We start from the raw sequence: 23,871 nt of genomic DNA, 5'->3' as shown, positions 1-23,871 counted from the left end.
GTGGAGTGACCCGTCCGCCTGTTCGTATGGTGGGGCCCATGAATCAGGAGCGGCCAATGGGGCTGGCCCTGAATGCGCGGAGAAAAATCATGAGTTGCGTAATCCCCTCTAAGTCCGAATGCGACAGCCCAGAGGCCATCCATCTCACCCCGAGGGAGCGCCAGGTATTGCTCTGGTGCGCCTATGGCAAGACATCCTGGGAAATCGGCCAGATTCTTGGCTGCAAGGAGTCGACCATCAACTTCCATATCGGCAACCTGCTGCGCAAGCTTGCGGTGAACACCCGGGTGGGTGCGGTCATCAAGGGAATACGTTACGGCCTGCTGAAAGACATATGAGGAGTGATGGCCATGGATTGCACTGCGTATGATCCCAAACCAAGCGCTCACCGTGACCCTGAGCGACGTTACCTGGCCTGCCACGACCCCTTCTGGCCAAGCGTCGATCTTGCACTGCTGCGCGAACGCCTGGCGTTGCGCGCGGATATCAGCGAAACCCAGCTGCAGCTGGCGGCCCAGTCGGCCGTCGCTACCGCCATGAGCGAGTTCGCCAACTGGCGCCGAGCATTGCGCTTGCGCGGATACCAGCGTCTGAGTGATGTGAGTGGCCATGCCCATGGGCTAGCGCTGTCGATTTGCTTCCTGCGTATGGTCGAAGCAGGCACGCGACGCGCCCTGGTGTTACATGTGAAGGAAGCGGCTGCAAGCGACCCGGTTGGCACCAGAGGGAATAGCCATGAATGAGGCGATGGCGGCGATGCTGGTGCGGTTATCGCAGATGGAGTGGCCCACGCCATCTACCGAGCAGGTCGACAGCGAAATGCTCTTCGGTGCTTTGTTGGGCGCTTGCCTGGCCTACAACTCACGACGACGCCTCAAGGCCTGGCTCGTAGAACACTCATCCAGGTCACTCAAGTTCACCGGCTGGCAGAGGTTGTGTGCGCTAACGCTGTGTGTGGGGGTGGGTTACCTGTTCGCGCCCTTGATATTGGCGTTGGCCCCTTTTCTGTCGACGGGGGTGGCTGCCTTCGTGGCCTCGGTGGTGGTGATACCTATCAGCCTCAAGGTAATGCTATGGCTGGACCACATGCAACTTAACGATCTGCTCGAGAAATGGCGCAGAGGGCGTTAGTGCTTGGGCGGCAGTTTCAGTTCGTCCAACTGGCGTTGCAGCTGCTGCAGACGGAGTTTGTCATCGGCATATGAGCGGATGGCTTGTATGTCGGTAGGGGCAAGTGCACGCAGTTGCTCGAGCAGGTCCGCTTCCCAAGGCGCTGCAGGGGTGGCGGTATCTGGCGCGGCGGTACGCTGGCGGTGACCTTCCCCCAGAATCAGCCAATCGAGCGAGAAGCCTTGGTTGAGGGCAAGTTCCAGCAGCATGGAGTAGGGAATGCTGTCGCGCACTTTCCAGCTACTCAATGTCTGGGCGCTGATGCCGAGGGCTCTGGCCAGTTCAGAGTCAGAACGGGAGTTGGTAATTACCTTGAGTCGAGCAAGTACACCAATAATGCTAACTTTATTCATTGTGAGTGTGTCGGTCAAAACTTTAAGCGTTGTTGATATTGTGTTACTCATAATGAATAATTTTGGTGGGAGATGGATTTGCTTTTAATGGTAAAACAATATGATTAATATGAAAATTCCTACATTAAAATGTAGATGTGTCGATCCATCGATTGGAAGCCAGAAGGGGCTGGGTTTCGGTATTCTTGCTGTGTTCCAGGGAGGTTTTAATGAGTAGTTACAAGTTGGTCTGTCCTCACTGTAGTAGCCGTATGCGTATACGTACCAGTGAGGGAAAGCATGTTTTTCTCCGTATTGCCTACTTGCAATGTGTCAACGAAGCCTGTGGCTGGTCGGTACGCGCCGAGTTCGAGATGACGCATGAGCTTTCCCCTAGCGGCATGCCCAACCCTGAGGTACAACTTCCCGTCGCTAATCATGAGCTGCGCAAGGCTGCTCGCAATCCTGGACGTCTGGTCCCAGTGGCCCAGCCCTCGGCTGGCGCCCGAACTGCATAGACGTATTTTCCAGACGCATATAAGAAAACACCCCGCATTAAGCGGGGTGTTTTCATTTCACGTCTTTCAACCGATGAGTTGCAAGCCTGCCTGCTGGACCATCTCCAGCAGCGGTTGCGGATAAACCCCCAGCACAAAGGCGAGAATCGCGATAGCCAGCAGCATGACGCCACCGGTGCGCTGTTCCCACTTCAGCGGTGCATCGTGGCGACGCAGGTTCGGCTCGACCAGGTACAGGGTGACCATGACGCGCAGGTAGTAGTACACGCCGATGGCACTGCCGATCACCAGAGCGCCCACCAGCCACCACAGTTGCGACTCGACGCCGGTGGCGATGATGTAGAACTTGCCGATAAAACCAGCGGTCAGCGGAATGCCCGCCAGCGACAGCATCATCACGGTCAGCACCGCGGTCAGGTACGGACGACGCCAGAACAGGCCGCGGTACTCGTACAGCGCGTCGGCGTCACGGCCAGCGTAGGGCGAGGACATCAGGGTAATCACGCCAAAGGCACCGAGGCTGGTGATCACGTAGGTCACCAGGTACACGCCCATGGCCTCCATCGCCAGGCCCTTGCTGGCGATCAGGGCGATCAGCAGGTAGCCGAAGTGGGCGATGGACGAGTAACCCAGTAGGCGCTTGAGGTTGCTCTGGGTCAGCGCCAGAAGGTTACCGACCAGGATGGACGCTACCGCGATCACCGCCAGGATGGTGCTCAGCACGCCGCTGCTGGCAGCAGGGGAGAGCATGAACAGGCGAACCACCACGGCAAACACCGCGACCTTGCTTGCCGTGGCCAGGAACGCTGCCACCGGCGCGGGGGCGCCCTCATAGACGTCCGGGGTCCACAGGTGGAACGGCACCAGCGACAGCTTGAAGGCCAGGCCTACCAGCATCATGCCCAGGCCCAGCTGGGCCAGCAGGCTTGGCAGGTTGGTACTGGCCAGGGCCTTGCCGATCAGGTCGAAGCTCAGGCTGCCAGCGTCGGCGTACAGCAGCGCCATGCCGAACAGCAGGAAGGCGGAACCGGCGGCCGACAGCACCATGTACTTGATACCGGCTTCCAGCGAGCGTTTGTTGAAGAACGCGTACGCCACCAGGCCGTACACCGGCACCGACAGCAGCTCAAGGCCGATGAACAGGCCAGCCAGGTGGTTGGCGCTGACCAGCACCAGGCCACCCAGGGCAGACATCAGCAGCAGCAGGTACAGCTCTTCGCGGTTGCCCGGGTAGCCCTTGGAGCCTTCCCCGAGGTAGGCGTGGGCGAGGGTGACGCAGGCCAGGGTAGCCACCAGGATCAATGCCATGTACAGGCAGGCGAACTTGTCGATGGTCACCAGCGGGGTAACCGCCAGCGGTGCGACGGTCAGCGCCGGCAGGATCGACAGCAGGGCCAGGTTCAGGCCCACGGTGGACAGCAGGAAGGTCTGCGAGTGGTTGCGCTTCCAGGCGATCGCCAGCATCACCACCACCGTGGTGATGGTGGTGATGAGCATCGGCGCCAATGCGATGAAGTGTTGAGTGGTGAATTCCATAGCGCTCTTACCGGGCCGAAGCGAGTTGAGTGAAAGCGGAACCGAGCCACTGCTGCACACCGCTCATGGTGGCGGCAGAGGTGTCGAGGAACGGCTGCGGGTACACACCGAGCACGATCAGCAGCACGGCCAGGCCCAGCACCATGATCAGCTCGCGGCTGTCCATGCCGGCCAGCACGGTGTCGGCCTTGGCCGGACCGAAGTAGGCACGGTGGATCATGATCAGCGAGTAGACCGAGCCGAAGACCAGGCCGGTGGTGGCGATCACGGTGATCCACGGTACATGGGCGAAGCTGCCGAGCAGGATCAGGAACTCGCCGACGAAGTTGCCGGTGCCTGGCAGGCCAAGCGATGCGGCGGCAAAGAACAGGCTGATGGCCGGCAGGTAGGCGATGCGGTGCCACAGGCCGCCCATCTGACGCATGTCACGGGTGTGCAGGCGCTCGTACAGCTGGCCGGACAGGATGAACAGCGCGGCGGCCGACAGGCCGTGGGCCAGCATCTGGATCACCGCGCCTTGCAGGGCCTGCTGGCTGCCGGAGTAGATGCCGATCAGCACGAAGCCCATGTGCGAGACGCTGGAGAAGGCGATAAGACGCTTGATGTCGGTTTGCGCGAAGGCCAGGAAGGCACCGTAGAAGATACCGATCAGGCCCAGGGTCATGGCGATCGGCGCGAACTCCGCCGAGGCGTTCGGGAACAGCGGCAGGGCGAAGCGCAGCAGGCCGTAGGCCGCAGTCTTCAGCAGGATACCCGCCAGGTCCACGGAACCTGCGGTCGGTGCCTGGGCGTGAGCATCAGGCAGCCAGGAGTGGAACGGCACCACCGGCAGCTTCACCGCGAAGGCGATGAAGAAGCCCAGCATCAACAGGTACTCGGTACCGGCCGGAAGTTCGGCCTTGAGCAAGTCGCTGTAGTTGAAAGTGATGACCCCGGTGTTGCCATAGTTCACCAATACCAGGGCAAGGATCGCCACCAGCATGATCAGACCGCTGGCCTGGGTGAAGATGAAGAACTTGGTGGCGGCGTAGATCCGGGTCTTCTTGCCATCGGCCGAGCTGTGACCCCAGAGCGCGATGAGGAAGTACATCGGCACCAGCATCATTTCCCAGAAGAAGAAGAACAGGAACAGGTCCAGGGCCAGGAACACCCCGACCACGCCGCCGAGAATCCACATCAGGTTGAGGTGGAAGAAGCCGACGTGGCGCTGGATCTCTTTCCACGAGCACAGCACCGACAGCACGCCGAGCAGGCCGGTCAGCAGGATCATCAGCAGCGACAGGCCGTCGAGGGCCAGGTGGATGCTGATACCGAAGCGCTTGATCCACTCGACCTTGTATTCGAGGGTCCAGGCAGGTTCCGCGCCCGGGGCAGGGGCCAGGGTGTAGTCGCCGGCGCCCCACAGCCACAGGCCGATACCGAGCAGCAGGGACATGGTCAGCAGTGCGATCCAGCGGGGCAGGGTGGCGCCGAAGCGCTCACCCAGCCAGCACAGGAGGCCGCCGATGAAGGGGATCAGGATCAGCCAAGGCAAAATCATGACGGGTTGGTTTCCTTTGGCAAAGTCGCAAGATTCATTGTCATACCGCGGCCACTACCACCGCACCCAGTACCAGCACGGCACCGACGGCGATCGAGGCGGTGTACCAGCGCAGCTGGCCAGTCTCGGTCTTGCTCATGGCAACGTGGCCGCCACGGGCCATCCGAGGAATCAGGCCGATGCCGCGGTCAACCGGGTCCTTGCGCAGGAGGTGGCTGATCAGCAGGTAAGGTTTGACGAAGAGCTTGTCGTAGATCCAGTCGAAGCCCCAGGCGGCGAACCACCAGGCCGACAGGACACGGCCGATGCTGCTGCCTGCGATGGCGGTTGCCAGGCGACGCTTGCCCAGGAACAGCACGGCGGCCAGCAGGATACCGGCGATGGCGATGGCACCCGAGGCGATCTCCAGCGAGTGCTTGGCGTCACCACCGGCATGGCCGGCGCCTTGCGGCAAAACGCCTGCCAGCGGCGGGTGGATCCAGGCGCCGACGAAGGTCGACAGCACGATCAGCACGCTGAGCGGCAGCCAGTGGCTGATGCCGTGGCCGGCATGGGCTTCGGTCTTGGCTTCACCGTGGAAGGTGATGAAGATCAGGCGGAAGGTGTACAGCGAAGTCATGAAGGCGCCCACCAGGCCCGCGTACAGCAGGTTGGTGTTGCCGCTGGCGAAGGCTTCCCAGAGGATCTCGTCCTTGGAGTAGAAGCCCACGGTCAGGATCGGCAAGGCCGCCAGGGCCGCGCCACCGACCACGAAGCTTGCGTAGGCCAGCGGCAGTTTCTTCCACAGGCCGCCCATCTTGAAGATGTTCTGCTCGTGGTGGCAGGCGTTGATCACCGCGCCCGAGGCCAGGAACAGCAGGGCCTTGAAGAAGGCGTGGGTCATCAGGTGGAAGATCGCGGCGTGCCAGCCGCCCACGCCCAGGGCCAGGAACATGTAGCCGATCTGGCTCATGGTCGAGTAGGCGAGGATACGCTTGATGTCGGTCTGAACCAGTGCGGCGAAGCCTGCCAGGACCAGGGTGACGCCACCGACCACGCCCACCAGGTGCAGGATATCCGGCGCCAGGGTGAACAGGCCGTGGGTACGGGCGATCAGGTAGACACCCGCGGTCACCATGGTCGCGGCGTGGATCAGTGCCGAAACCGGGGTAGGGCCGGCCATTGCGTCGGCCAGCCAGGTTTGCAGTGGCAGCTGGGCCGATTTACCGACAGCGCCACCGAGCAGCATCAGGGTGGCCAGTACCATCCAGGTGTCGCCGGCCTGGAACTTCTGCGGTGCCAGCACCAGCAGTTCCTGCACGTTCAGGGTACCCAGCTGGACGAACAGGATGAACAGGCCGATGGCCATGAACACGTCGCCGATACGGGTGACGATGAAGGCCTTCAGTGCCGCGTTACCGTTGTTGCGGTTGCTGTAGTAGAAACCGATCAACAGGTACGAGCACAGGCCCACGCCTTCCCAGCCGAAGTAGATGAACAGCAGGTTGTCGCCCAGGATCAGGAACAGCATGCTGGCGATGAACAGGTTGGTGTACGAGAAGAAGCGCGAGTAACCGGCTTCGCCACGCATGTACCAGGAGGCGAACAGGTGGATCAGGAAGCCTACGCCGGTGACCACGCCCAGCATGGTGACCGACAGGCCATCCAGGTACAGGGTGAAGTTCGGCGCGAAGCCATCCACCGACATCCACTGCCACAGCAGCTGGCTGTAAGCGCCGCCTTCAGGCGGGGCGACGTTGAACTGCCAGATGACATAGGCGGCAGTGGCGGCCGAGAGGCCCACCGAGCCGACGCCGATCAGCGCCGAGAGGTTCTCGGAGAACCGACCGCGCGAGAACGACAGCAGCAGGAAGCCGATCAGGGGGAAGACGAAAGTCAGGAAGAGAAGGTTCATCCGCGCATCTCACTGGCAGCATCGATGTCGAGAGTGTGGAAGCGGCGATACAGCTGCAGCAGGATCGCCAGGCCAATGCTGGCCTCGGCGGCTGCCAGGCTGATGACCAGGATGAACATCACCTGGCCGTCGGGCTGTACCCAACGGGCACCGGCGACGACGAACGCCAGGGCAGAGGCGTTCATCATGACTTCCAGGCTCATGAGTACGAAGAGGATGTTGCGGCGGACCATCAGGCCAACCAGACCTAAGCAGAACAGGATGCCGGCGACCGCCAGACCATGCTCGAGAGGGATAGCACCCATGATTTACTCCTTCGCCTCGTTGCGGCCCAGGTGGAAGGCGGTGACGGCTGCGGCCAGCAGCAGCATCGACGCCAGTTCGACCACCAGCAGGTACGGGCCGAACAGGCTGATACCTACTTCCTTGGGGCCTACGGTGGTACCGCTGATGCCCGCGCCGCTCGGGGCTACGAACAGCACGTACAGCAGCTCCAGCAGCAGCAGCGAAGCCAGGATCACCGGCCCCGCCCAGATGCCTGGCTTGAGCCAGCCACGTTCCTGGGCGACCGAAGCCGGCCCGAGGTTGAGCATCATCACCACGAAGACGAACAGCACCATGATGGCGCCGGCATAGGCGATCACTTCAAGGGCGCCGGCGAATGGCGCACCCAGGGCGAAGAAGATCATCGCCACGGAAATCAGCGAGATGATCAGGTAAAGCAAGGCGTGCACGGGGTTGGTGCCGGTCACCACCCGAAGGGTGGAGACCACGGCGATCCCGGATGCGAAGTAGAAAGCGAATTCCATCTTTCTGTCCTTATGGGAGCAAGCTCTTCACGTTGATCGGCTCGGCTTCGTTCTGTGCAGAGCCTTTCGGCTTGCCAGCGATCGCCATACCCGCAACACGGTAGAAGTTGTAGTCAGGGTTCTTGCCGGGGCCGGAGATCAGGAGGTCTTCCTTCTCGTACACCAGGTCCTGACGCTTGAACTCAGCCATTTCGAAATCCGGGGTCAGCTGGATCGCGGTGGTCGGGCATGCCTCTTCACACAGGCCGCAGAAGATGCAGCGCGAGAAGTTGATGCGGAAGAACTCCGGGTACCAGCGGCCATCCTCGGTCTCGGCCTTCTGCAGCGAGATGCAGCCGACCGGGCAAGCCACCGCGCAGAGGTTGCACGCAACGCAACGCTCCTCGCCATCGGGGTCGCGGGTGAGGACGATGCGACCGCGGTAGCGCGGCGGCAGGTAAACGGGCTCTTCGGGGTATTGCAGGGTGTCGCGCTTGCGGAACCCGTGGGAGAACACCATTACCAGGCTGCGCAGCTGGGTGCCGGTGCCCTTAACGATGTCGCCGATATATTTGAACATGGGTCAAATCCTCACTGGGCCGCGACGGCTGGCGTGTTGTAGAGCACAACCGCAGCGGTCACCAGCAAATTGATCAGGGTCAGCGGCAGGCAGAACTTCCAGCTGAAGTCCATCACCTGGTCATAGCGTGGGCGCGGGATCGAGGCGCGCAGCAGGATGAACAGCATGATGAAGAACGCGGTCTTCAGCGCGAACCACAGGAAAGGCACCTGTGGCAGCAGGTCGAACGGACCGTGCCAGCCGCCGAAGAACAGGGTCACCAGCAGCGCCGAGATCAGGATGATGCCGATGTACTCGCCAACGAAGAACATGCCCCATTTCATGCCGGCGTATTCGATGTGGTAGCCGTCGGCCAGTTCCTGTTCCGCTTCCGGCTGGTCGAACGGGTGACGGTGGGTCACGGCGACGCCAGCGATGAAGAAGGTGCAGAAGCCGAAGAACTGCGGAATGATGAACCACAGGTTCTGGGCCTGGTACTCAACGATGTCGCGCATGTTGAACGAGCCCACCTGCACCACCACGCCCATCAGCGCCAGGCCCAGGAACACCTCGTACGACACGGTCTGCGCCGAGGCCCGCAGGCTGCCGAGCAGGGCGTACTTGTTGTTCGATGCCCAGCCGGCGAAGAGCACGGCGTAGACCGACAGGCCGGCCATGGCGAAGAAGAACAGCAGGCCGATGTTCAGGTCGGCGACGCCCCACAGCGGGGTGATCGGGATGACCACGAAGGCGATCAGCAAGGCACTCATGGCCACGACCGGCGCCAGGGTGAAGATCATGCGGTCGACGAAGGGTGGGTTCCAGTCTTCCTTGAAGAACATCTTCAGCATGTCCGCAGCGATCTGGAACATGCCGAACGGGCCGACACGGTTCGGACCGTAGCGGTCCTGCCACCAGCCCAGCAGGCGACGTTCGACGAAGCTGAGCAGCGCACCGCAAACCACCACCGCGAGCAGGACCACGATGGCCCGGACCACGGTAAGGATCACATCGATCACTTCGGGGGTGAACCAGCTCATTGTGCTGCCTCCTGCAGGCCTTCGACGGTGGCACCGAAGATGGCGGGCGGGATGCCGGCCAGGCCTTTCGGCAGGGCGACCAGGCCTGCGCCCAGTTCTTCATTGATACGCAGCGGCAGGCGCAGCGACACACCGCCCACGGTCAGGCTGAGCAGGGCGCCATCGTTGACGCCCAGCCGGTCGGCTTCGGACTTGGCCAGACCCACGTAGGCGGCCGGGATGCGCTCTTGCACCGGGGCTGCGCGGGAGGAGCTCTCCTCGCTGCCGAACAGGTGGAAGAACGGTACGGCAGTCCAGGTGCCGCGTGCCGGGTTGAAGGCGCCCGGAATGGCGGTGAACCAGTCGAGCCTGTCGCCCTGAGGCTCGATCAGGCGAACGCCTGGGTCGCCTGCTCGCAGGTGACCACCGACTTCGTCCTGGAACTTGTTCCAGGCCTGCGGCGAGTTCCAGCCCGGCGACCAGGCGAACGGCACTTGCTGACGCGGTTCGGCTGCGCCCGAGTAGCCTTCCATGGAGAAGGCGAACGCGGTGTCCTTGTCTTGCGGGGTGCGCGGCTCGTGCACGCTGATGTTGGCGCGCATGGCGGTACGGCCGGAGTAGCGCAGCGGCTCACGGGCAAGCTTCATACCTTTGATGCGGAACGCGGCGCTTGGCGCGGCGTTGACGATGCCGGCCAGTTGCGGGGCGGCTTCGGCACAGGCGCTGGTGACGTGGTCCAGCTGGGTCCAGTCGACCGGCTTGTTCAGCAGGGTGGCACGCAGAGCGTGCATCCAGCGCCAGCCTTCGTGGATCTGGATGCTGCTGTCCAGGTACTGCGGGTCGAACACCTGGAAGAAGCGCTGGGCGCGGCCTTCCTGGCTGACCAGGGTGCCGTCGCCTTCGGCGAACGAGGCGGCAGGCAGCACCAGGTGGGCGCGGTCGCTGGTCGGGGTCTTGGAGTGGTCGGCGACGATCACCACCTTGGCGGCGGCGAGTGCTGCGTCGACCTTGGCGGCCGGCAGGCGGGCGTACAGGTCGTTTTCCAGTACCACGATAGCATCGGCCTTGCCATTGATGACCAGGTCCAGCGCGGCATCCGCGGACTCGCCACCCATCATGGCCAGGCCGAGGCTGTTGGCCTCAGGCACCACCAGGCTCAGCGAGCCGTTCTTCTCGCGCAGCTTCAGGGCCTTGGCGATGTTGGCGGCGGCTTCGATCAGCGCCGGGTCGGCCAGCGAGGTACCGGCGACCACCAGGGGGCGCTCGGCGGCAACCAGGGCGTCGGCGATGCGCTGGGCCAGGGCTTGTGCTTCCTGGTCCAGGCCGACGACGGCTGGAGCGCTCGGGTCGATGGCGTGGGCGACGGCGAAACCGATGCGGGCGAGGTCGGCAGGGGCTGCGTGTACGCATTCCTCGGCGACGTCGTCCAGCTTGGTTTCGGCCAGGGAGGCGATGAACAGCGGGTACAGCGCGTGCTGGCCGATGTTCTTCACCGCAGCGTCGAGCCAAGGCTGCACGCGCATCGCGTCGGCCATGGCCTCGGCCTTGCCCTTGGTGGCCTGGCGTACGGCCAGGGCAACGCGGGCGGCGGTTTGGGTGAGGTCTTCGCCGAGCACGAATACCGCGTCGTGGTCTTCGATGTCGCGCAGGGTCGGCACGGGCAGCGGGCTGTCGTTCAGCACCTTCAGGGCCAGGCGTACGCGCGCCAGCTCACCGGCTTCCATACCCGAGAAGAAGTAGTCGGCACTGACCAGCTCACGCAGGCCGTAGTTGCTTTCCAGGCTGGCACGTGGCGAACCGATGCCGACGATGGTGCGGCCGCGCAGCAGGTCGGCAGCCTTGTCCAGGGCAGCGTCGAGGCTCAGCTTGCTGCCATCGGCGAGCAGCGGCTGACGTGGGCGGTCGCTGCGGTTGACGTAGCCATAGCCGAAGCGGCCTCGGTCGCACAGGAAGTACTGGTTCACCGAACCGTTGAAACGGTTCTCGATTCGGCGCAGTTCGCCATAGCGCTCGCCGGGGCTGATGTTGCATCCGCTGGAGCAACCGTGGCAGATGCTTGGGGCGAACTGCATGTCCCACTTGCGGTTGTAGCGCTCGGAGTGGGTCTTGTCGGTGAACACACCGGTCGGGCAGACCTCGGTGAGGTTGCCGGAGAACTCGCTTTCCAGCACGCCGTCTTCGACGCGACCGAAGTACACGTTGTCGTGGGCGCCGTAGACACCCAGGTCGGTGCCGCCGGCGTAGTCCTTGTAGTAGCGCACGCAGCGGTAGCAGGCGATGCAGCGGTTCATCTCGTGGGCGATGAACGGGCCGAGGTCCTGGTTCTGGTGGGTACGCTTGGTGAAACGGTAGCGGCGCTCGTTGTGGCCGGTCATTACCGTCATGTCCTGCAGGTGGCAGTGACCACCTTCCTCGCACACCGGGCAGTCGTGCGGGTGGTTGGTCATCAGCCACTCGACGACGCTGGCGCGGAACGCCTTGGACTCTTCATCGTCGATGGAGATCCAGGTGCCGTCGGAGGCAGGGGTCATGCAGGACATGACGATACGACCACGGGTGTCATTCTCGTCGGTGTACTGCTTGACCGCACATTGCCGGCAGGCGCCGACGCTTCCGAGCGCCGGGTGCCAGCAGAAATAAGGGATGTCGAGGCCGAGTGACAGACAGGCCTGTAACAGGTTGTCTGCACCGTTGACTTCGAGCGCTTTGCCGTCTACGTGGATAGTGGCCATGGTTCAAAGTTCTTCGTTGGCCCGCGTGAGCAGGCGTGGCTAATGGAAATCGGTGAGCCTGCGGCCGGCCACGAATCGTTCGGGCCGGCCTGCGGGCTGGCGGGTGGCACGGACCACCCGCGTTTCATCTTGTTATGCGCCGACTACGGTCGGTCCGGCCTGGATTGGCCTGGCCAGGTTCGGGCGCAGGGTGTCGGCAGCGCTTGCTGGCGCGACACCGGCCTCGAACTCGGACCGGAAGTACTTGATGGCACTGCCCAATGGCTCGACGGCACCTGGTGCGTGAGCGCAGAAGGTGCGGCCTGGGCCGAGGAAGTTGACCAGCCCCAGCAGGGTCTCGATGTCTTCGGCACGGCCTTGGCCGTTTTCCAGGGCGCGCAGCATCTTCACGCTCCATGGCAGGCCATCACGGCACGGGGTGCACCAGCCGCACGACTCGCGGGCGAAGAACTCTTCCATGTTGCGCAGCAGCGAGACCATGTTGACGCTGTCGTCGACCGCCATGGCCAGGCCCGTACCCATGCGGGTGCCGACCTTGGCGATGCCACCGGCGTACATCTGCGCATCCAGGTGTTCCGGCAGCAGGAAACCGGTACCGGCGCCGCCTGGCTGCCAGCACTTGAGCTTGAAACCATCGCGCATGCCGCCAGCGTAGTCTTCGAACAGCTCGCGGGCGGTGACGCCGAACGGCAGCTCCCACAGGCCAGGGTTCTTCACCTTGCCGGAGAAGCCCATCAGCTTGGTGCCGTGGTCTTCGCTGCCTTCGCGGGCCAGCGACTTGTACCAGTCGTTGCCGTTGGCGACGATGGCCGGCACGTTGCACAGGGTCTCGACGTTGTTCACGCAGGTCGGCTTGCCCCACACGCCAACGGCGGCAGGGAAGGGGGGCTTGGAGCGTGGGTTGGCGCGGCGGCCTTCGAGGGAGTTGATCAGTGCGGTTTCTTCACCGCAAATGTAGCGCCCGGCACCGGTGTGCACGAACAGCTCGAAATCGAAACCGGAGCCGAGGATGTTCTTGCCCAGCAGGCCTGCGGCCTTGGCTTCGTCGATGGCGCGGTTGAGGTTCTTCGCCGCCGTGGTGTATTCGCCACGCAGGAAGATATAGCCACGGTAGGCCTTCAGAGCGCGGGCGCTGATCAGCATGCCCTCGACCAGCAGATGGGGCTGTTGCTCCATCAGCATGCGGTCCTTCCAGGTGTTGGGCTCCATTTCATCCGCGTTGCACAGGAGGTAGCGGATGTTCATGGATTCGTCCTTTGGCATCAGGCCCCACTTCACGCCAGTGGGGAAGCCTGCACCGCCACGACCCTTGAGGCCGGAATCCTTGACGCTTTGCACAATGTCGTCGGCGGACATGTCTGCCAGCGCCTTGCGCGCGGCGGCGTAGCCGTTCTTGGACTCGTACTCGGCCAGCCAGACCGGCTCACCGTCGTCACGCAGGCGCCAGGTCAGTGGGTGGGTTTCGGCCGAACGCGCGATGCGGTTGGCCGGGCCGAAGGAAGTAATGGTCATGCGTAACCCTCCAGCAGCTTGGAGACGCCAGCAGGCTGCACGTCGCCAAAGGTATCGTCGTCGATCATCAGCGCCGGGGCCTTGTCGCAGTTACCCAGGCAGCAGACCGGCAGCAGGGTGAAGCGTCCGTCGGCGGTGGTCTGACCCAGGCCGATGCCCAGCTCGCTCTGGATCTGGCTGACTACCGATTCGTGGCCGCCGATATAGCAGACCATGCTGTCGCACACGCGGATGATGTGGCGACCGACCGGTTGGCGGAAGATCTGGCTATAAAAGGTGGCGACACCCTCGACGTCGCTGGCCGGGATGCCCAGCACTTCGCCGATGGCGTAGATGGCACCGTCCGGCACCCAGCCGCGTTCCTTCTGGACGATCTTCAAGGCTTCGATGGACGCCGCGCGCGGGTCCTCGTAATGGTGCATCTCGTGCTCGATGGCCGAGCGCTCGGTTTCGCTCAGGGCGAAACGGTCGGTTTGGATAAGCGTGTTGTTCATGCTTAGCGGTCCACGTCAGCCATAACGAAGTCGATACTGCCCAGGTACGCGATGAGGTCCGCGACCATGCTGCCTTTGATCACCGAAGGGATCTGCTGCAGGTGCGGGTAGCTCGGGGTGCGGATCCGGGTGCGGTAGCTCATGGTTCCGCCATCGCTCGTCAGGTAGTAACTGTTGATGCCCTTGGTCGCCTCGATCATCTGGAACGACTCGTTGGCCGGCATGACCGGGCCCCACGAGACTTGCAGGAAGTGCGTGATCAGGGTCTCGATGTGCTGCAGGGTGCGCTCTTTGGGCGGCGGCGTGGTCAGCGGGTGGTCCGCCTTGTACGGGCCTTCCGGCATGTTGCGCAGGCACTGGTCGATGATGCGGATACTCTGGCGCATCTCCTCGACACGGACCATGCAGCGATCATAGGCATCGCCGTTGTGGGCCAGCGGCACTTCGAACTCGAAGTTCTCGTAGCCGGAGTAGGGGCGGGCTTTACGCAGGTCGAAGTCGCAACCGGTGGAGCGCAGGCCGGCACCGGTGGTGCCCCACGACAGCGCTTCCTCGGTGTTGTACGCGGCGACACCGATGGTGCGGCCCTTGAGGATGCTGTTCTGCAGGGCGGCCTTGGTGTACTCGTCCAGGCGCTTGGGCAGCCACTCGACGAAGTCCTTGACCAGCTTGTCCCAGCCGCGCGGCAGGTCGTGGGCAACGCCACCGATGCGGTACCAGGCCGGGTGCAGGCGGAAACCGGTGATCGCCTCGATCACGGTGTAGGCGCGCTGGCGGTCGGTGAAGGTGAAGAACACCGGGGTCATGGCGCCGACGTCCTGGATATACGTACCCAGGAACAGCAGGTGGCTGGTGATGCGGAAGAATTCGGCGAGCATGATGCGAATCACGTCGACCTTCTGCGGCACCTGGATCCCCGCCAACTTCTCGACCGCCAGTACGTACGGCAGGTTGTTCATCACCCCGCCGAGGTAGTCGATACGGTCGGTGTAGGGGATGAAACTGTGCCAGGACTGGCGCTCGGCCATTTTCTCGGCGCCCCGATGGTGGTAGCCGATGTCAGGGACGCAGTCGACGATCTCTTCGCCGTCCAGCTGCAGGACGATACGGAAGGCACCGTGGGCTGAAGGATGGTTGGGGCCGAGGTTGAGGAACATGTAGTCCTCGTTGGCGCCCTGGCGTTTCATGCCCCAGGCTTCGGGATTGAAGCGCGCCGATTCCTCTTCCAGCTGTTGCTTGGCAAGGTTCAGGCTGTAGGGGTCGAACTCGGTGGCGCGTGCCGGGAAGTCCTTACGCAGCGGGTGACCTTCCCAGGTCGGCGGCATGAGGATACGCGACAGGTGCGGGTGGCCGGCGAAGTCGATGCCGAACATGTCCCATACTTCGCGCTCGTACCAGTTGGCGTTCGGCCAGATACCGGTCACCGAAGGCAGGTTCAGATCGCCTTCGCTGAGCGAAACCTTGATCATCACGTCGCTGTTACGGCCTACCGACAGCAGGTGGTAGAACACGCTGAAGTCGGCGGCTGGCAGGCCACGGCGCTGGGTGCGCAGGCGCTCGTCGACGCCGTGCAGGTCGTACAGCATGCTGTAGGGCTTGGCGACGTTGCGCAGGAAAGTCAGCACTTCCTTGAGCTGGGGGCGCTTGACCCACAGCACAGGCATGCCGGTACGGGTTTCCTGGGCGACGAAGGCGTCGGCGCCAAAACGGTTGTGCAGTTCGACGACCACATCCTGGTCGTCAGCCTTGTAAGGCGGAATATTAATAGCGGTGTCCGCTGTCATGGTCTCGGTCGCTTTGAGTCAACGTAGAGAATGAAGCCAGGCCGCCTGCTCCTTCCGGGAGCGGGCGGCAGGTCGCTGGATCAGACTTCGTCGGGGCTGCGCAGGTTGGTTACCGCGATACGCTGTTCGCGACGCAGGTCTTTCTGGGCGGGCATCTCGGCACGGTAAATGCCTTGATCGCCGACAACCCAGGAAAGCGGGCGTCGCTCCTGGCCGATCGACTCCTGCAGCAGCATCAAGCCCTGCAGGAAAGCTTCGGGGCGAGGCGGGCAGCCAGGCACGTACACGTCCACGGGGAGGAACTTGTCGACCCCTTGAACGACCGAGTAGATGTCGTACATGCCACCGGAGTTGGCGCACGAACCCATGGAGATGACCCACTTGGGCTCGAGCATCTGCTCATAGAGGCGCTGGATGATCGGCGCCATCTTGATGAAGCAGGTACCGGCGACGACCATGAAGTCGGCCTGGCGCGGCGAGGCCCGGATGACTTCGGCGCCGAAGCGGGCGATGTCGTGGGGTGCCGTGAAGGCCGTGGTCATTTCCACGTAGCAGCAGGACAGGCCGAAGTTGTACGGCCAGAGGGAGTTCTTGCGACCCCAGTTGACCGCGCCACGCAGCACATCTTCGAGTTTCCCCATGTAGATGTTCTTGTGGACCTGGTCCTCTAGCAGCTGGTCGGTGACGGTTTCCCGCTCACCGACCGGGTACTGCTCGTTGGGCGCATCCGGATCGATTCTGGTGAGATTGTATTGCATGCCAAAGCCTCATTGTTTCAGCTTCGCTTGCCGCTTGCGACGACCTTCGGGAGCCCAATCAAGTGCCCCGACGCGCCAAAGGTAGACAAGACCTGCCAACAGAATTGCTATGAAAATGAGTGCTTCGACGAATCCGGTCCAACCGCTTTCGCGAACGGACACAGACCAGGCAAAGAGAAAGAGGGCTTCGATATCGAAGATCACGAACAGCATCGCGACCAGATAGAATTTCGCGGAAAGGCGCAGGCGGGCGCTGCCAACGGGCAGCATGCCGGATTCGAAGGGTTCGTTCTTGGCGCGACCCCAGGCCTTGCTACCGAGCAGGCTGGACAGGCCGAGCATGAAGGCGCACAGGCCGACGACACCCAGGAGGAAGATGGCAAAGCCCCAGTTGTGGGCGATGAGTCCTGCCGAATCGGACATGCTAGAAATCCTTATACAGAGACCCAGCTCTGCAGTCTGAAATAAGTAGAGCGGCGACCTGCGTCGCAGATGCAGTGACCAAATGTCGCAGCTGAATCAATCGGGCTGATTTTATGGGTAAACCCTGTGCAAGTAAAATTTCCATTGCAAATTTATTCGTAGGATTAAGAACAAAAATCTTTCGTAAATGGCTGAAAGCCATGAGTTTCGGGCATTGCGAGCGGTTTTGTTAATGATGTTTCTTGCGTCGCGTAACGACCGCGAAGTTTCGTAATGATAATTAATATCATTTGACTCATCCGGCTCTTTCGAGCACTTTTTGTTGCGGGCCAAGTTGCTGTTGCGCGCTCGCCTCTTGCAAATGAGAAAACCTCTCGTTCTAGCAGTTGTGCGTCGTGTGCGCACCGCGCTGGGTCAATGTTTCGATGCTTTGGCGATGTGTCGTCGACCGTGCAATCAGCCCCTGGCCAAGCCAGTAGCTGAGGGTGACCAGGTAGGGAGCCGCTGCTGGCCAGGGCGCGCCAAAGCATGGAGCAGGCCACTGCATATATAGAGAGGGCGGACGCTGTGACCGCGATGATGAGCAGGTGGCCAGAACGTGGCATGGGCAGTCCTTGCTATCGGGTAGCCACAAGCTTAGTCGGTATATCGGGTTCTGCTTGTGCCAATGCCGACCTCTTCGCGGGCAAGCCCGATCCTACAGGATTTGCCAAGGCTGAGGTTCAGCTGCAGCAGCGGGCTTGCCCGCGCAAGAGATCGGGGCAGCAAAACAAAGGCCCAGGCACCTTACGGGGCCTGGGCCTTTCATTTCAGCTCACCGTACTCAGTGGAACTGCTCTTCCTCGGTCGAGCCGGTCAGCGCAGTCACCGACGAAGCCCCACCCTGAATCACGGTGGTCATGTCATCGAAGTAGCCAGTACCCACTTCCTGCTGGTGCGCCACGAAGGTGTAGCCTTTGCTGGCATCGGCGAATTCCTGCTCCTGCAGCTTCACGTAGGCGGTCATGTCGTTGCGGGCGTAGTCGTGCGCCAGGTTGAACATGCCGTGCCACATGTTGTGGATACCGGCCAGGGTGATGAACTGGTGCTTGTAGCCCATGGCCGACAGCTCGCGCTGGAACTTGGCGATGGTGGCGTCGTCCAGGTTCTTCTTCCAGTTGAAGGACGGCGAGCAGTTGTACGACAGCAGCTGGTCCGGGTATTCCTTCTTGATCGCCTCGGCGAAGCGACGCGCTTCGTCCAGGTCGGGCTTGGCGGTCTCGCACCAGATCAGGTCGGCGTACGGGGCATACGCCAGCCCGCGGGCGATGGCCTGGTCGAGGCCGGCGCGGACTTTATAGAAGCCTTCACGAGTACGCTCGCCAATCACGAACGGCTGGTCGTACGGATCGCAGTCGCTGGTCAGCAGGTCGGCGGCGTTTGCATCGGTGCGAGCCAGGATGATGGTCGGCACGCCAGAGACGTCAGCGGCCAAGCGCGCAGCGACCAGCTTCTGCACGGCTTCCTGGGTGGGAACCAATACCTTGCCGCCCATGTGCCCGCACTTTTTCACCGAGGCCAGCTGGTCTTCGAAGTGCACGCCTGCGGCGCCTGCCTCGATCATGTTCTTCATCAGTTCATAGGCGTTCAGCACGCCGCCGAAACCGGCCTCGGCGTCAGCCACGATCGGTGCGAAGTAGTCGATGTAGCCGTCGTCACCCGGGTTCTTGCCGGCTTTCCACTGGATCTGGTCGGCGCGACGGAAGGCGTTGTTGATGCGCTTGACTACGGTCGGCACCGAGTCGACCGGGTACAGCGACTGGTCGGGGTACATGGATTCGGCCGAGTTGTTGTCGGCCGCCACTTGCCAGCCGGACAGGTAGATGGCCTGGATGCCGGCCTTCACCTGCTGCACTGCCTGGCCGCCGGTCAGGGCACCCATGCAGTTGACGAAGTCTTTCTCGGGGCGGAAGGACGGGTGGGCGCCTTCGGTGACCAGCTTCCACAGTTTTTCCGCGCCCAGGCGGGCCAGGGTGTGCTCCGGCTGCAGGGAGCCACGCAGGCGAACGACATCGGCGGCGGTGTAGGTACGGGTCACGCCTTTCCAGCGCGGGTTCTCGGCCCAGTCTTTCTCAAGGGCTGCAATTTGCTGTTCGCGTGTCAGTGCCATGGAAATAAAACCTCGTCGCATCAGTCTTGTGAAGTAGGTGCTGGTGCTCTGCGCGCGGTTCAGGGGCCTAGGCGGCTGTCCTTCGCGATGGAGTGGCGGCGGCGAACGAGAAGGCTCGAAGGGAGGAAGTGGCAGCGCGGGCGAAGTGCGGCGACAGGTTGGCTCGTGGATGCCTTGCTGTGGCGCGACAGGGTTTGCCGGGTGACTGCGGTGATGCGCTTCCGTCCCTCGGGACAACTTCTTCGTTGCAGTCGCAATCCCATCGAACAACCTTGTGGGCCGTATGGACACGAGACGCCGCCAGGGGTGACCCGGGTGCATCTCGGAAGCCCTTGCCAGGGCCTCTGATTAGCGGGAGCGAGGCCATCATGCCCTTGGAAAAAAGAGCCTGTCAAATGTTTTGTAGTGAATTTTTTCGCTTACTACATCTTTGGTCTAATGCGACTTGCTGGTCAGTTTCGAGGCCTTTGGTCGAGGCCTCGAACTGCCTGGGGTCAGTCAAGAAGGTCGACTTTGACGCGCAATGTCATGTTTTCACCGCGCTGGGTGCTGTAGCTAAGGCTCGAAGGGTCGCGTCCAGCCTGGCTCTGCTGGTTGTAGCCGGCCAGGGTGATCCACTCCCCAAGCCTGCCGGTGATAGTCGTGTCGGTGCTCTGGACTTTCACTACATCCGGACGTTCGTTACTCATTCGGTCGTTATTGGTGCTTATTTGCAGACGAACCGTTTCGCCGCTCAGGGTTGGCGTGACGTAGAAACCCTGGGTCACGTTGCGGTATTCGGTATCGCTCTGCACCCGCCCGTAGCCATCGGTGGAGGTGCTGGTGATCGGCACGCTCTGTCCCACCTGGATCAGCGCTGGCTGGCCTTCGCTGGCCTGGACCTGTTGCAGGCCGCCCTCGCGATTGCTCGTGCCGTAGCGGATGACCCGGCCATTGCCGCGGTTGTCCTGGAAGTTGCTGTCGTTATTGTCGACGCTGATGAGCATGCGCTTGGGCGCGGTGTCGAGCTGTTGCAGCAGGGTGCGCAGGTCGTCGATGCGTTCGGGGCTGGCGTTGACGATCAGCTTGTTCTCGAAGGCGCTGACCGTGCCGTCCTTGCCAAGGAACGATTGCGCGGCGGGCAGCAGCTCGGCGCTGCTGCGGTGCTGCAACGGCACGACCTCGGTGGCGGCCTGGGCGGTTAGGCTGGTCGCCAGAAGCACGGCGGCGAAAAGGGGGCGTAGCGGCATGTGCGTGTTCTCCGCAGGTGGAATGAACATGATGGCAAATTTGTCAGCATTGTGCAGGGCGTGGATCACAGGGTTTTGAATGCCGATTGCTGGCATCGCTGAACCTTTGATTTCCCCTGGCAGTCGCAGCAAGAACAGCCCGACCGGAGCCTTCCCATGGCGCGCTATTTCGTTTTCCTGTTGCTGCTCGCCCACGGCGCACAGGCCCAGGACCCCCTGCGCATTCAGCACCTGCAACGCTGCGGTGATCTGCTGGGCGAAGGTCCGCGCCATTGGTGCCTGCGGGCCCAGGGCATGGGCCAGGACACGCCAGAGGTGTGGCTCGGCGGACAGCGTCTGGCCGACCAGGCTGTCGAGCGTCGCGGCGATACCCTCGAGTTCGTTCTCGAAAACCCAGGTCAGGCCAGTGCGCCGGTGTGGCTGCAAGTGGGCGAGCAGCAAAGCAACCCGGTGTGGCTGACCCGCCATGCCAGCCATGTAGTCGCCGCTGGCCCCGCCGAGGTGGCGAAGAACATGGATGGCCTGACCACCTACCTCGACCTGGTCAGCCTGTTGATCGAAGAAAAGCACGATGGCTTGTCCGAGGCCCGGCGTATCGCCGAAAAGTTCGGCGCGAAGGTCGTTGGCGCGATCCCCCCGTTGAACATCTACCAACTGCGTTTGCCGGTGCAGGACCTGGTACAGCGCGACGCGATGCTCCTGCGCATGGGCAGCGAGCTCAGCGTGGACGCGGTGGTGATCGAGGAGTCCGCCCCTGAGCGTGGCGAGGAGGGGGCCGGGAAAGACAAGGCCCAGGTCGACCAGGCAGACGAATGGGCGGCCAACCGTTTCATCGATGCCCTGTACTACTACCAGCAGCGCATACCGGCCACCGCGATACCGGTGCAGCCGGTGCGCATCGGCGTGATCGAGCGCGAACTGGACTTCGATGCGGCGGCCTTCACTGCCTATCGCGGTGCCTGCACGCTGCCTTCCACCTGCCTCTATGGCCGCGACGGCGACCGTCCGCAAGGTCATGGCAGTCATGTGGCAGGCATCCTGGCGGCACGTGGCGAAGGGGCGGCGGGCGGCTTTCTGACCGGGCTGGGCAATGCCAGCCCAGGGTTCGAGGTGATCGTGGAGCGCAACAGCGACGCCGGCATCACCGCCAATATCGCCGCTTCGGTCAACCTGGTAGAGGATGGGGTCAAGGTGTTGAACTGGAGTTGGGGCATCCACCGCGTCGGTGCCCGCGACGTCAAGGGCGACGAGATAGACTCGCTGGTGCGCTCGGGGCTGGCCATGAGCGGCTATGAAGAGCTCCTGGAAGAGTTCTTCCTGTGGTTGCGGGTCAAGCACCCCGATGTGGTGGTGGTCAACTCGGCGGGCAATGGCGCCTCCTGGTCGGGTACCGATGAATACCGCCTGCCATCCTCGTTCATCACCGAGCAGTTGCTCGTGGTGGGTGGCCACCAGCGGAGCGAGCGCGATGTCCCGGTGCAGGACCCGCGCCATGTCACCAAGCGCGCCAGTTCCAACATCGACATGCGCGTAGATGTCAGCGCCGCCGCCTGTCTGCAGCCTTCGCAGGCCGACAAGGCGTACTGCGGTACCTCCTATGCCACACCGTTGGTGGCGGCAACCGTCGCGGCGATGCGTTCGATCAACCCTGGCCTCACTCCCGAGCAGTTGCGCATGCTGCTGCGCCGCAGTGCATTGACCCTGGGCCCGAGGCAGGATTTCGAGGCCATGGACGCCGAAGACCTCACGGCGCCCATCCTGCCGTCGGAGCGCAACGGCCAGCTCGACGACCCCGACCTGGGGCGCTCGGCCCGGCTGGACATGCAGCGCGCCCTGGACCTGGCCGTACAAAGCCGCGAGCGGGTGCGCTAGGCAAGGGCTGGCTGGCTGCTGTCAGACAAATTCCGTAATATCGCGCTCCCATTCGTACGCACGTAGCCTCGCTGGCAACCAGCAGGGCCCGCCGACCACAGGAACACCATGAAACCCGCCCGACTTCGCGCCGACCTGCTCGCCGGACTGACCACGTCCTTCGCCCTGGTGCCCGAGTGCATCGCCTTCGCCCTGGTCGCGCACCTGAACCCGCTGATGGGGCTGTATGGTGCCTTTATCATCTGCACCCTGACGGCACTGTTCGGCGGTCGTCCCGGCATGATCTCCGGCGCCGCGGGCTCGATGGCGGTGGTGATCGTCGCCCTGGTGGTGCAGCACGGCGCGCAGTACCTGCTGGCCACGGTGTTGCTGGGTGGCGTACTGATGATCCTGTTCGGCGTGCTGCGCCTGGGCAAGCTGGTGCGCCTGGTGCCGTACCCGGTGATGCTCGGCTTTGTCAACGGTCTGGCCATCGTCATCGCCCTGGCACAATTGGAGCACTTCAAGGAGGGCGAGCACTGGCTGGCGGGCAGCGCCATGTACCTGATGGTCGGCCTGGTGGTGCTGACCATGCTGGTGGTCTACCTGCTGCCGAAGCTGACCCGCGCGGTGCCGCCAGCCCTGGTGGCGATCCTGGGGGTGGGCGTGCTGGTGTACCTGCTCGACCTACCCACGCGCACCCTCGGCGACATGGCCCATATCGCCGGTGGCTTGCCAGGGCTGGCCTGGCCCGACGTGCCCTGGACCTTCGAGACGCTGAAGATCATCGCGCCCTACGCGCTGGTGATGGCGATGGTCGGCCTGCTGGAAACCCTGCTGACCCTCAACCTGACCGATGAGATTACCGAGAGCCGTGGTTATCCAGACCGCGAATGCGTGGCCCTGGGCGCGGCGAACATGGTGTCGGGCTTCTGCGGCGGCATGGGCGGCTGCGCGATGATCGGACAGACTGTCATCAACCTCAGCTCCAATGGCCGTGGTCGACTATCAGGCGTGGTGGCCGGTGTGATGATCCTGCTGTTCATTCTGTTCCTGTCGCCGCTGATCGAGCGCATTCCGCTGGCAGCATTGGTCGGTGTGATGTTCGTGGTCGCCCAGCAGACCTTCGCCTGGGCCTCGCTGCGTGTGTTGCACAAGGTGCCGGTGAACGATGTGCTGGCGATCATCGCGGTGACCGTGGTGACTGTATTCACCGACCTGGCTGCCGCCGTGCTGTTCGGCATCGTTATTGCGGCGGTGAACTTCGCCTGGCAGCAGGCCCGCGAACTGCATGCCGACAGCCATGACGACGGCGAGGGCGGCAAGCGCTACCACGTGCATGGCACCTTGTTCTTTGCCTCGACCACGCTGTTTCTCAACCAGTTCGACCCTGCAGGCGACCCGCAGAACGTGACGTTGGACTGCAAGCACCTGAGCTTCGTCGATTACTCGGCGATCGCGGCGTTGAAGACCCTGCGCGAGCGTTATGCCAGGGCGGGCAAGCACCTGCGGGTAGTGCACTTGTCGGAGCGTTGCAAGACGCTGCTCAAGCGCGCGGGGGAGCAGCACTGAACGTGTTCTTG

The 23,871-nt window shown here is 62.8% G+C and carries 22 protein-coding genes; 6 read left to right on the top strand and 16 right to left on the bottom strand.

Features of this window, described 5'->3' with window-relative positions; genetic code table 11:
• Positions 1-89: 89 nt before the first annotated feature.
• Genes RAC97_RS21640 through RAC97_RS21630 form a run of 3 tightly spaced genes read left to right on the top strand, consistent with a single transcriptional unit; the run spans position 90 to position 1,131 of the window.
• A complete protein-coding gene (locus RAC97_RS21640) occupies positions 90-338 on the top strand; it encodes a helix-turn-helix domain-containing protein (RefSeq protein ID WP_375101747.1) in 249 nt (82 codons plus the stop codon).
• Positions 339-350: 12 nt separating this feature from the next.
• Positions 351-743, top strand: coding sequence for a head completion/stabilization protein (locus RAC97_RS21635; RefSeq protein ID WP_375101746.1), 393 nt, complete (start codon positions 351-353; stop codon positions 741-743).
• A complete protein-coding gene (locus tag RAC97_RS21630; protein ID WP_375101745.1) occupies positions 736-1,131 on the top strand; it encodes a hypothetical protein in 396 nt (131 codons plus the stop codon). Before RAC97_RS21635 ends, RAC97_RS21630 begins: the two co-directional genes overlap by 8 nt.
• Here the strand turns inward: RAC97_RS21630 and RAC97_RS21625 are convergent.
• On the bottom strand, positions 1,128-1,523 hold the full coding sequence (locus RAC97_RS21625; protein WP_375101744.1) for a helix-turn-helix domain-containing protein: 396 nt from the start codon (positions 1,521-1,523) through the stop codon (positions 1,128-1,130). The genes RAC97_RS21630 and RAC97_RS21625 overlap by 4 nt on opposite strands.
• A gap of 209 nt (positions 1,524-1,732) precedes the next feature.
• Between RAC97_RS21625 and RAC97_RS21620 the strand changes: the two genes are divergently transcribed.
• Positions 1,733-2,020 (top strand): ogr/Delta-like zinc finger family protein, encoded by a 288-nt coding sequence (locus RAC97_RS21620; protein WP_375101743.1) that lies wholly within the window; start codon positions 1,733-1,735, stop codon positions 2,018-2,020.
• Positions 2,021-2,086: 66 nt separating this feature from the next.
• Here the strand turns inward: RAC97_RS21620 and nuoN are convergent, their stop codons facing one another.
• The 15 genes from nuoN to RAC97_RS21545 all read right to left on the bottom strand — a co-directional run bounded on the left by nuoN (position 2,087) and on the right by RAC97_RS21545 (position 20,437).
• Positions 2,087-3,556: an NADH-quinone oxidoreductase subunit NuoN gene (nuoN, locus tag RAC97_RS21615; protein WP_375101742.1), complete on the bottom strand. Its 1,470-nt coding sequence runs from the start codon at positions 3,554-3,556 to the stop codon at positions 2,087-2,089.
• Between the two features lie 7 nt (positions 3,557-3,563).
• Positions 3,564-5,096 (bottom strand): NADH-quinone oxidoreductase subunit M, encoded by a 1,533-nt coding sequence (gene nuoM, locus RAC97_RS21610; protein WP_375101741.1) that lies wholly within the window; start codon positions 5,094-5,096, stop codon positions 3,564-3,566.
• Between the two features lie 40 nt (positions 5,097-5,136).
• Positions 5,137-6,990: an NADH-quinone oxidoreductase subunit L gene (gene nuoL / locus RAC97_RS21605; RefSeq protein WP_375101740.1), complete on the bottom strand. Its 1,854-nt coding sequence runs from the start codon at positions 6,988-6,990 to the stop codon at positions 5,137-5,139.
• Positions 6,987-7,295, bottom strand: a complete 309-nt coding sequence (gene nuoK, locus RAC97_RS21600) for an NADH-quinone oxidoreductase subunit NuoK (protein WP_003251446.1) — start codon at positions 7,293-7,295, stop codon at positions 6,987-6,989. The genes nuoL and nuoK overlap by 4 nt, the downstream gene beginning before the upstream one ends.
• Positions 7,296-7,298: 3 nt before the next feature.
• The gene (gene nuoJ / locus RAC97_RS21595) at positions 7,299-7,799 is read right to left on the bottom strand and encodes an NADH-quinone oxidoreductase subunit J (RefSeq protein WP_375101739.1); all 501 of its coding nucleotides are present in this window, start codon (positions 7,797-7,799) and stop codon (positions 7,299-7,301) included.
• A 10-nt stretch (positions 7,800-7,809) separates the two neighbouring features.
• Positions 7,810-8,358: an NADH-quinone oxidoreductase subunit NuoI gene (nuoI, locus tag RAC97_RS21590; protein WP_011534620.1), complete on the bottom strand. Its 549-nt coding sequence runs from the start codon at positions 8,356-8,358 to the stop codon at positions 7,810-7,812.
• A gap of 11 nt (positions 8,359-8,369) precedes the next feature.
• The gene (nuoH, locus tag RAC97_RS21585; protein WP_375101738.1) at positions 8,370-9,377 is read right to left on the bottom strand and encodes an NADH-quinone oxidoreductase subunit NuoH; all 1,008 of its coding nucleotides are present in this window, start codon (positions 9,375-9,377) and stop codon (positions 8,370-8,372) included.
• Positions 9,374-12,088, bottom strand: a complete 2,715-nt coding sequence (gene nuoG / locus RAC97_RS21580; protein ID WP_375101737.1) for an NADH-quinone oxidoreductase subunit NuoG — start codon at positions 12,086-12,088, stop codon at positions 9,374-9,376. Before nuoG ends, nuoH begins: the two co-directional genes overlap by 4 nt.
• A 132-nt stretch (positions 12,089-12,220) precedes the next feature.
• Positions 12,221-13,600 (bottom strand): NADH-quinone oxidoreductase subunit NuoF, encoded by a 1,380-nt coding sequence (nuoF, locus tag RAC97_RS21575; RefSeq protein WP_375101736.1) that lies wholly within the window; start codon positions 13,598-13,600, stop codon positions 12,221-12,223.
• Entirely contained in the window at positions 13,597-14,094 is a 498-nt protein-coding gene (nuoE, locus tag RAC97_RS21570) for an NADH-quinone oxidoreductase subunit NuoE (RefSeq protein WP_375101735.1), read from the bottom strand. Before nuoE ends, nuoF begins: the two co-directional genes overlap by 4 nt.
• Positions 14,095-14,096: 2 nt before the next feature.
• Positions 14,097-15,878: an NADH-quinone oxidoreductase subunit C/D gene (gene nuoC, locus RAC97_RS21565; RefSeq protein WP_375101734.1), complete on the bottom strand. Its 1,782-nt coding sequence runs from the start codon at positions 15,876-15,878 to the stop codon at positions 14,097-14,099.
• Positions 15,879-15,958: 80 nt separating this feature from the next.
• A complete protein-coding gene (locus RAC97_RS21560; protein WP_375101733.1) occupies positions 15,959-16,636 on the bottom strand; it encodes a NuoB/complex I 20 kDa subunit family protein in 678 nt (225 codons plus the stop codon).
• Positions 16,637-16,645: 9 nt separating this feature from the next.
• On the bottom strand, positions 16,646-17,059 hold the full coding sequence (locus tag RAC97_RS21555) for an NADH-quinone oxidoreductase subunit A (RefSeq protein ID WP_279808381.1): 414 nt from the start codon (positions 17,057-17,059) through the stop codon (positions 16,646-16,648).
• Positions 17,060-17,882: 823 nt separating this feature from the next.
• The gene (gene aceA, locus RAC97_RS21550; protein ID WP_275639655.1) at positions 17,883-19,208 is read right to left on the bottom strand and encodes an isocitrate lyase; all 1,326 of its coding nucleotides are present in this window, start codon (positions 19,206-19,208) and stop codon (positions 17,883-17,885) included.
• A 494-nt stretch (positions 19,209-19,702) separates the two neighbouring features.
• The gene (locus tag RAC97_RS21545) at positions 19,703-20,437 is read right to left on the bottom strand and encodes a secretin N-terminal domain-containing protein (protein ID WP_375101732.1); all 735 of its coding nucleotides are present in this window, start codon (positions 20,435-20,437) and stop codon (positions 19,703-19,705) included.
• Between the two features lie 156 nt (positions 20,438-20,593).
• Between RAC97_RS21545 and RAC97_RS21540 the strand changes: the two genes are divergently transcribed.
• Positions 20,594-22,309 carry a S8/S53 family peptidase gene (locus tag RAC97_RS21540; protein WP_375101731.1) on the top strand — a complete coding sequence of 572 codons (1,716 nt, stop codon included), beginning with the start codon at positions 20,594-20,596 and terminating at the stop codon, positions 22,307-22,309.
• Between the two features lie 108 nt (positions 22,310-22,417).
• The gene (locus RAC97_RS21535) at positions 22,418-23,860 is read left to right on the top strand and encodes a SulP family inorganic anion transporter (RefSeq protein ID WP_375101730.1); all 1,443 of its coding nucleotides are present in this window, start codon (positions 22,418-22,420) and stop codon (positions 23,858-23,860) included.
• Positions 23,861-23,871: the final 11 nt, after the last annotated feature.

Source organism: Pseudomonas sp. LS_2 (genome assembly GCF_042709235.1).
GTDB lineage: Bacteria > Pseudomonadota > Gammaproteobacteria > Pseudomonadales > Pseudomonadaceae > Aquipseudomonas.
The sequence above is the reverse complement of the archived record's forward strand: the minus strand, read 5'-3'. Positions and strand labels throughout refer to the sequence as shown.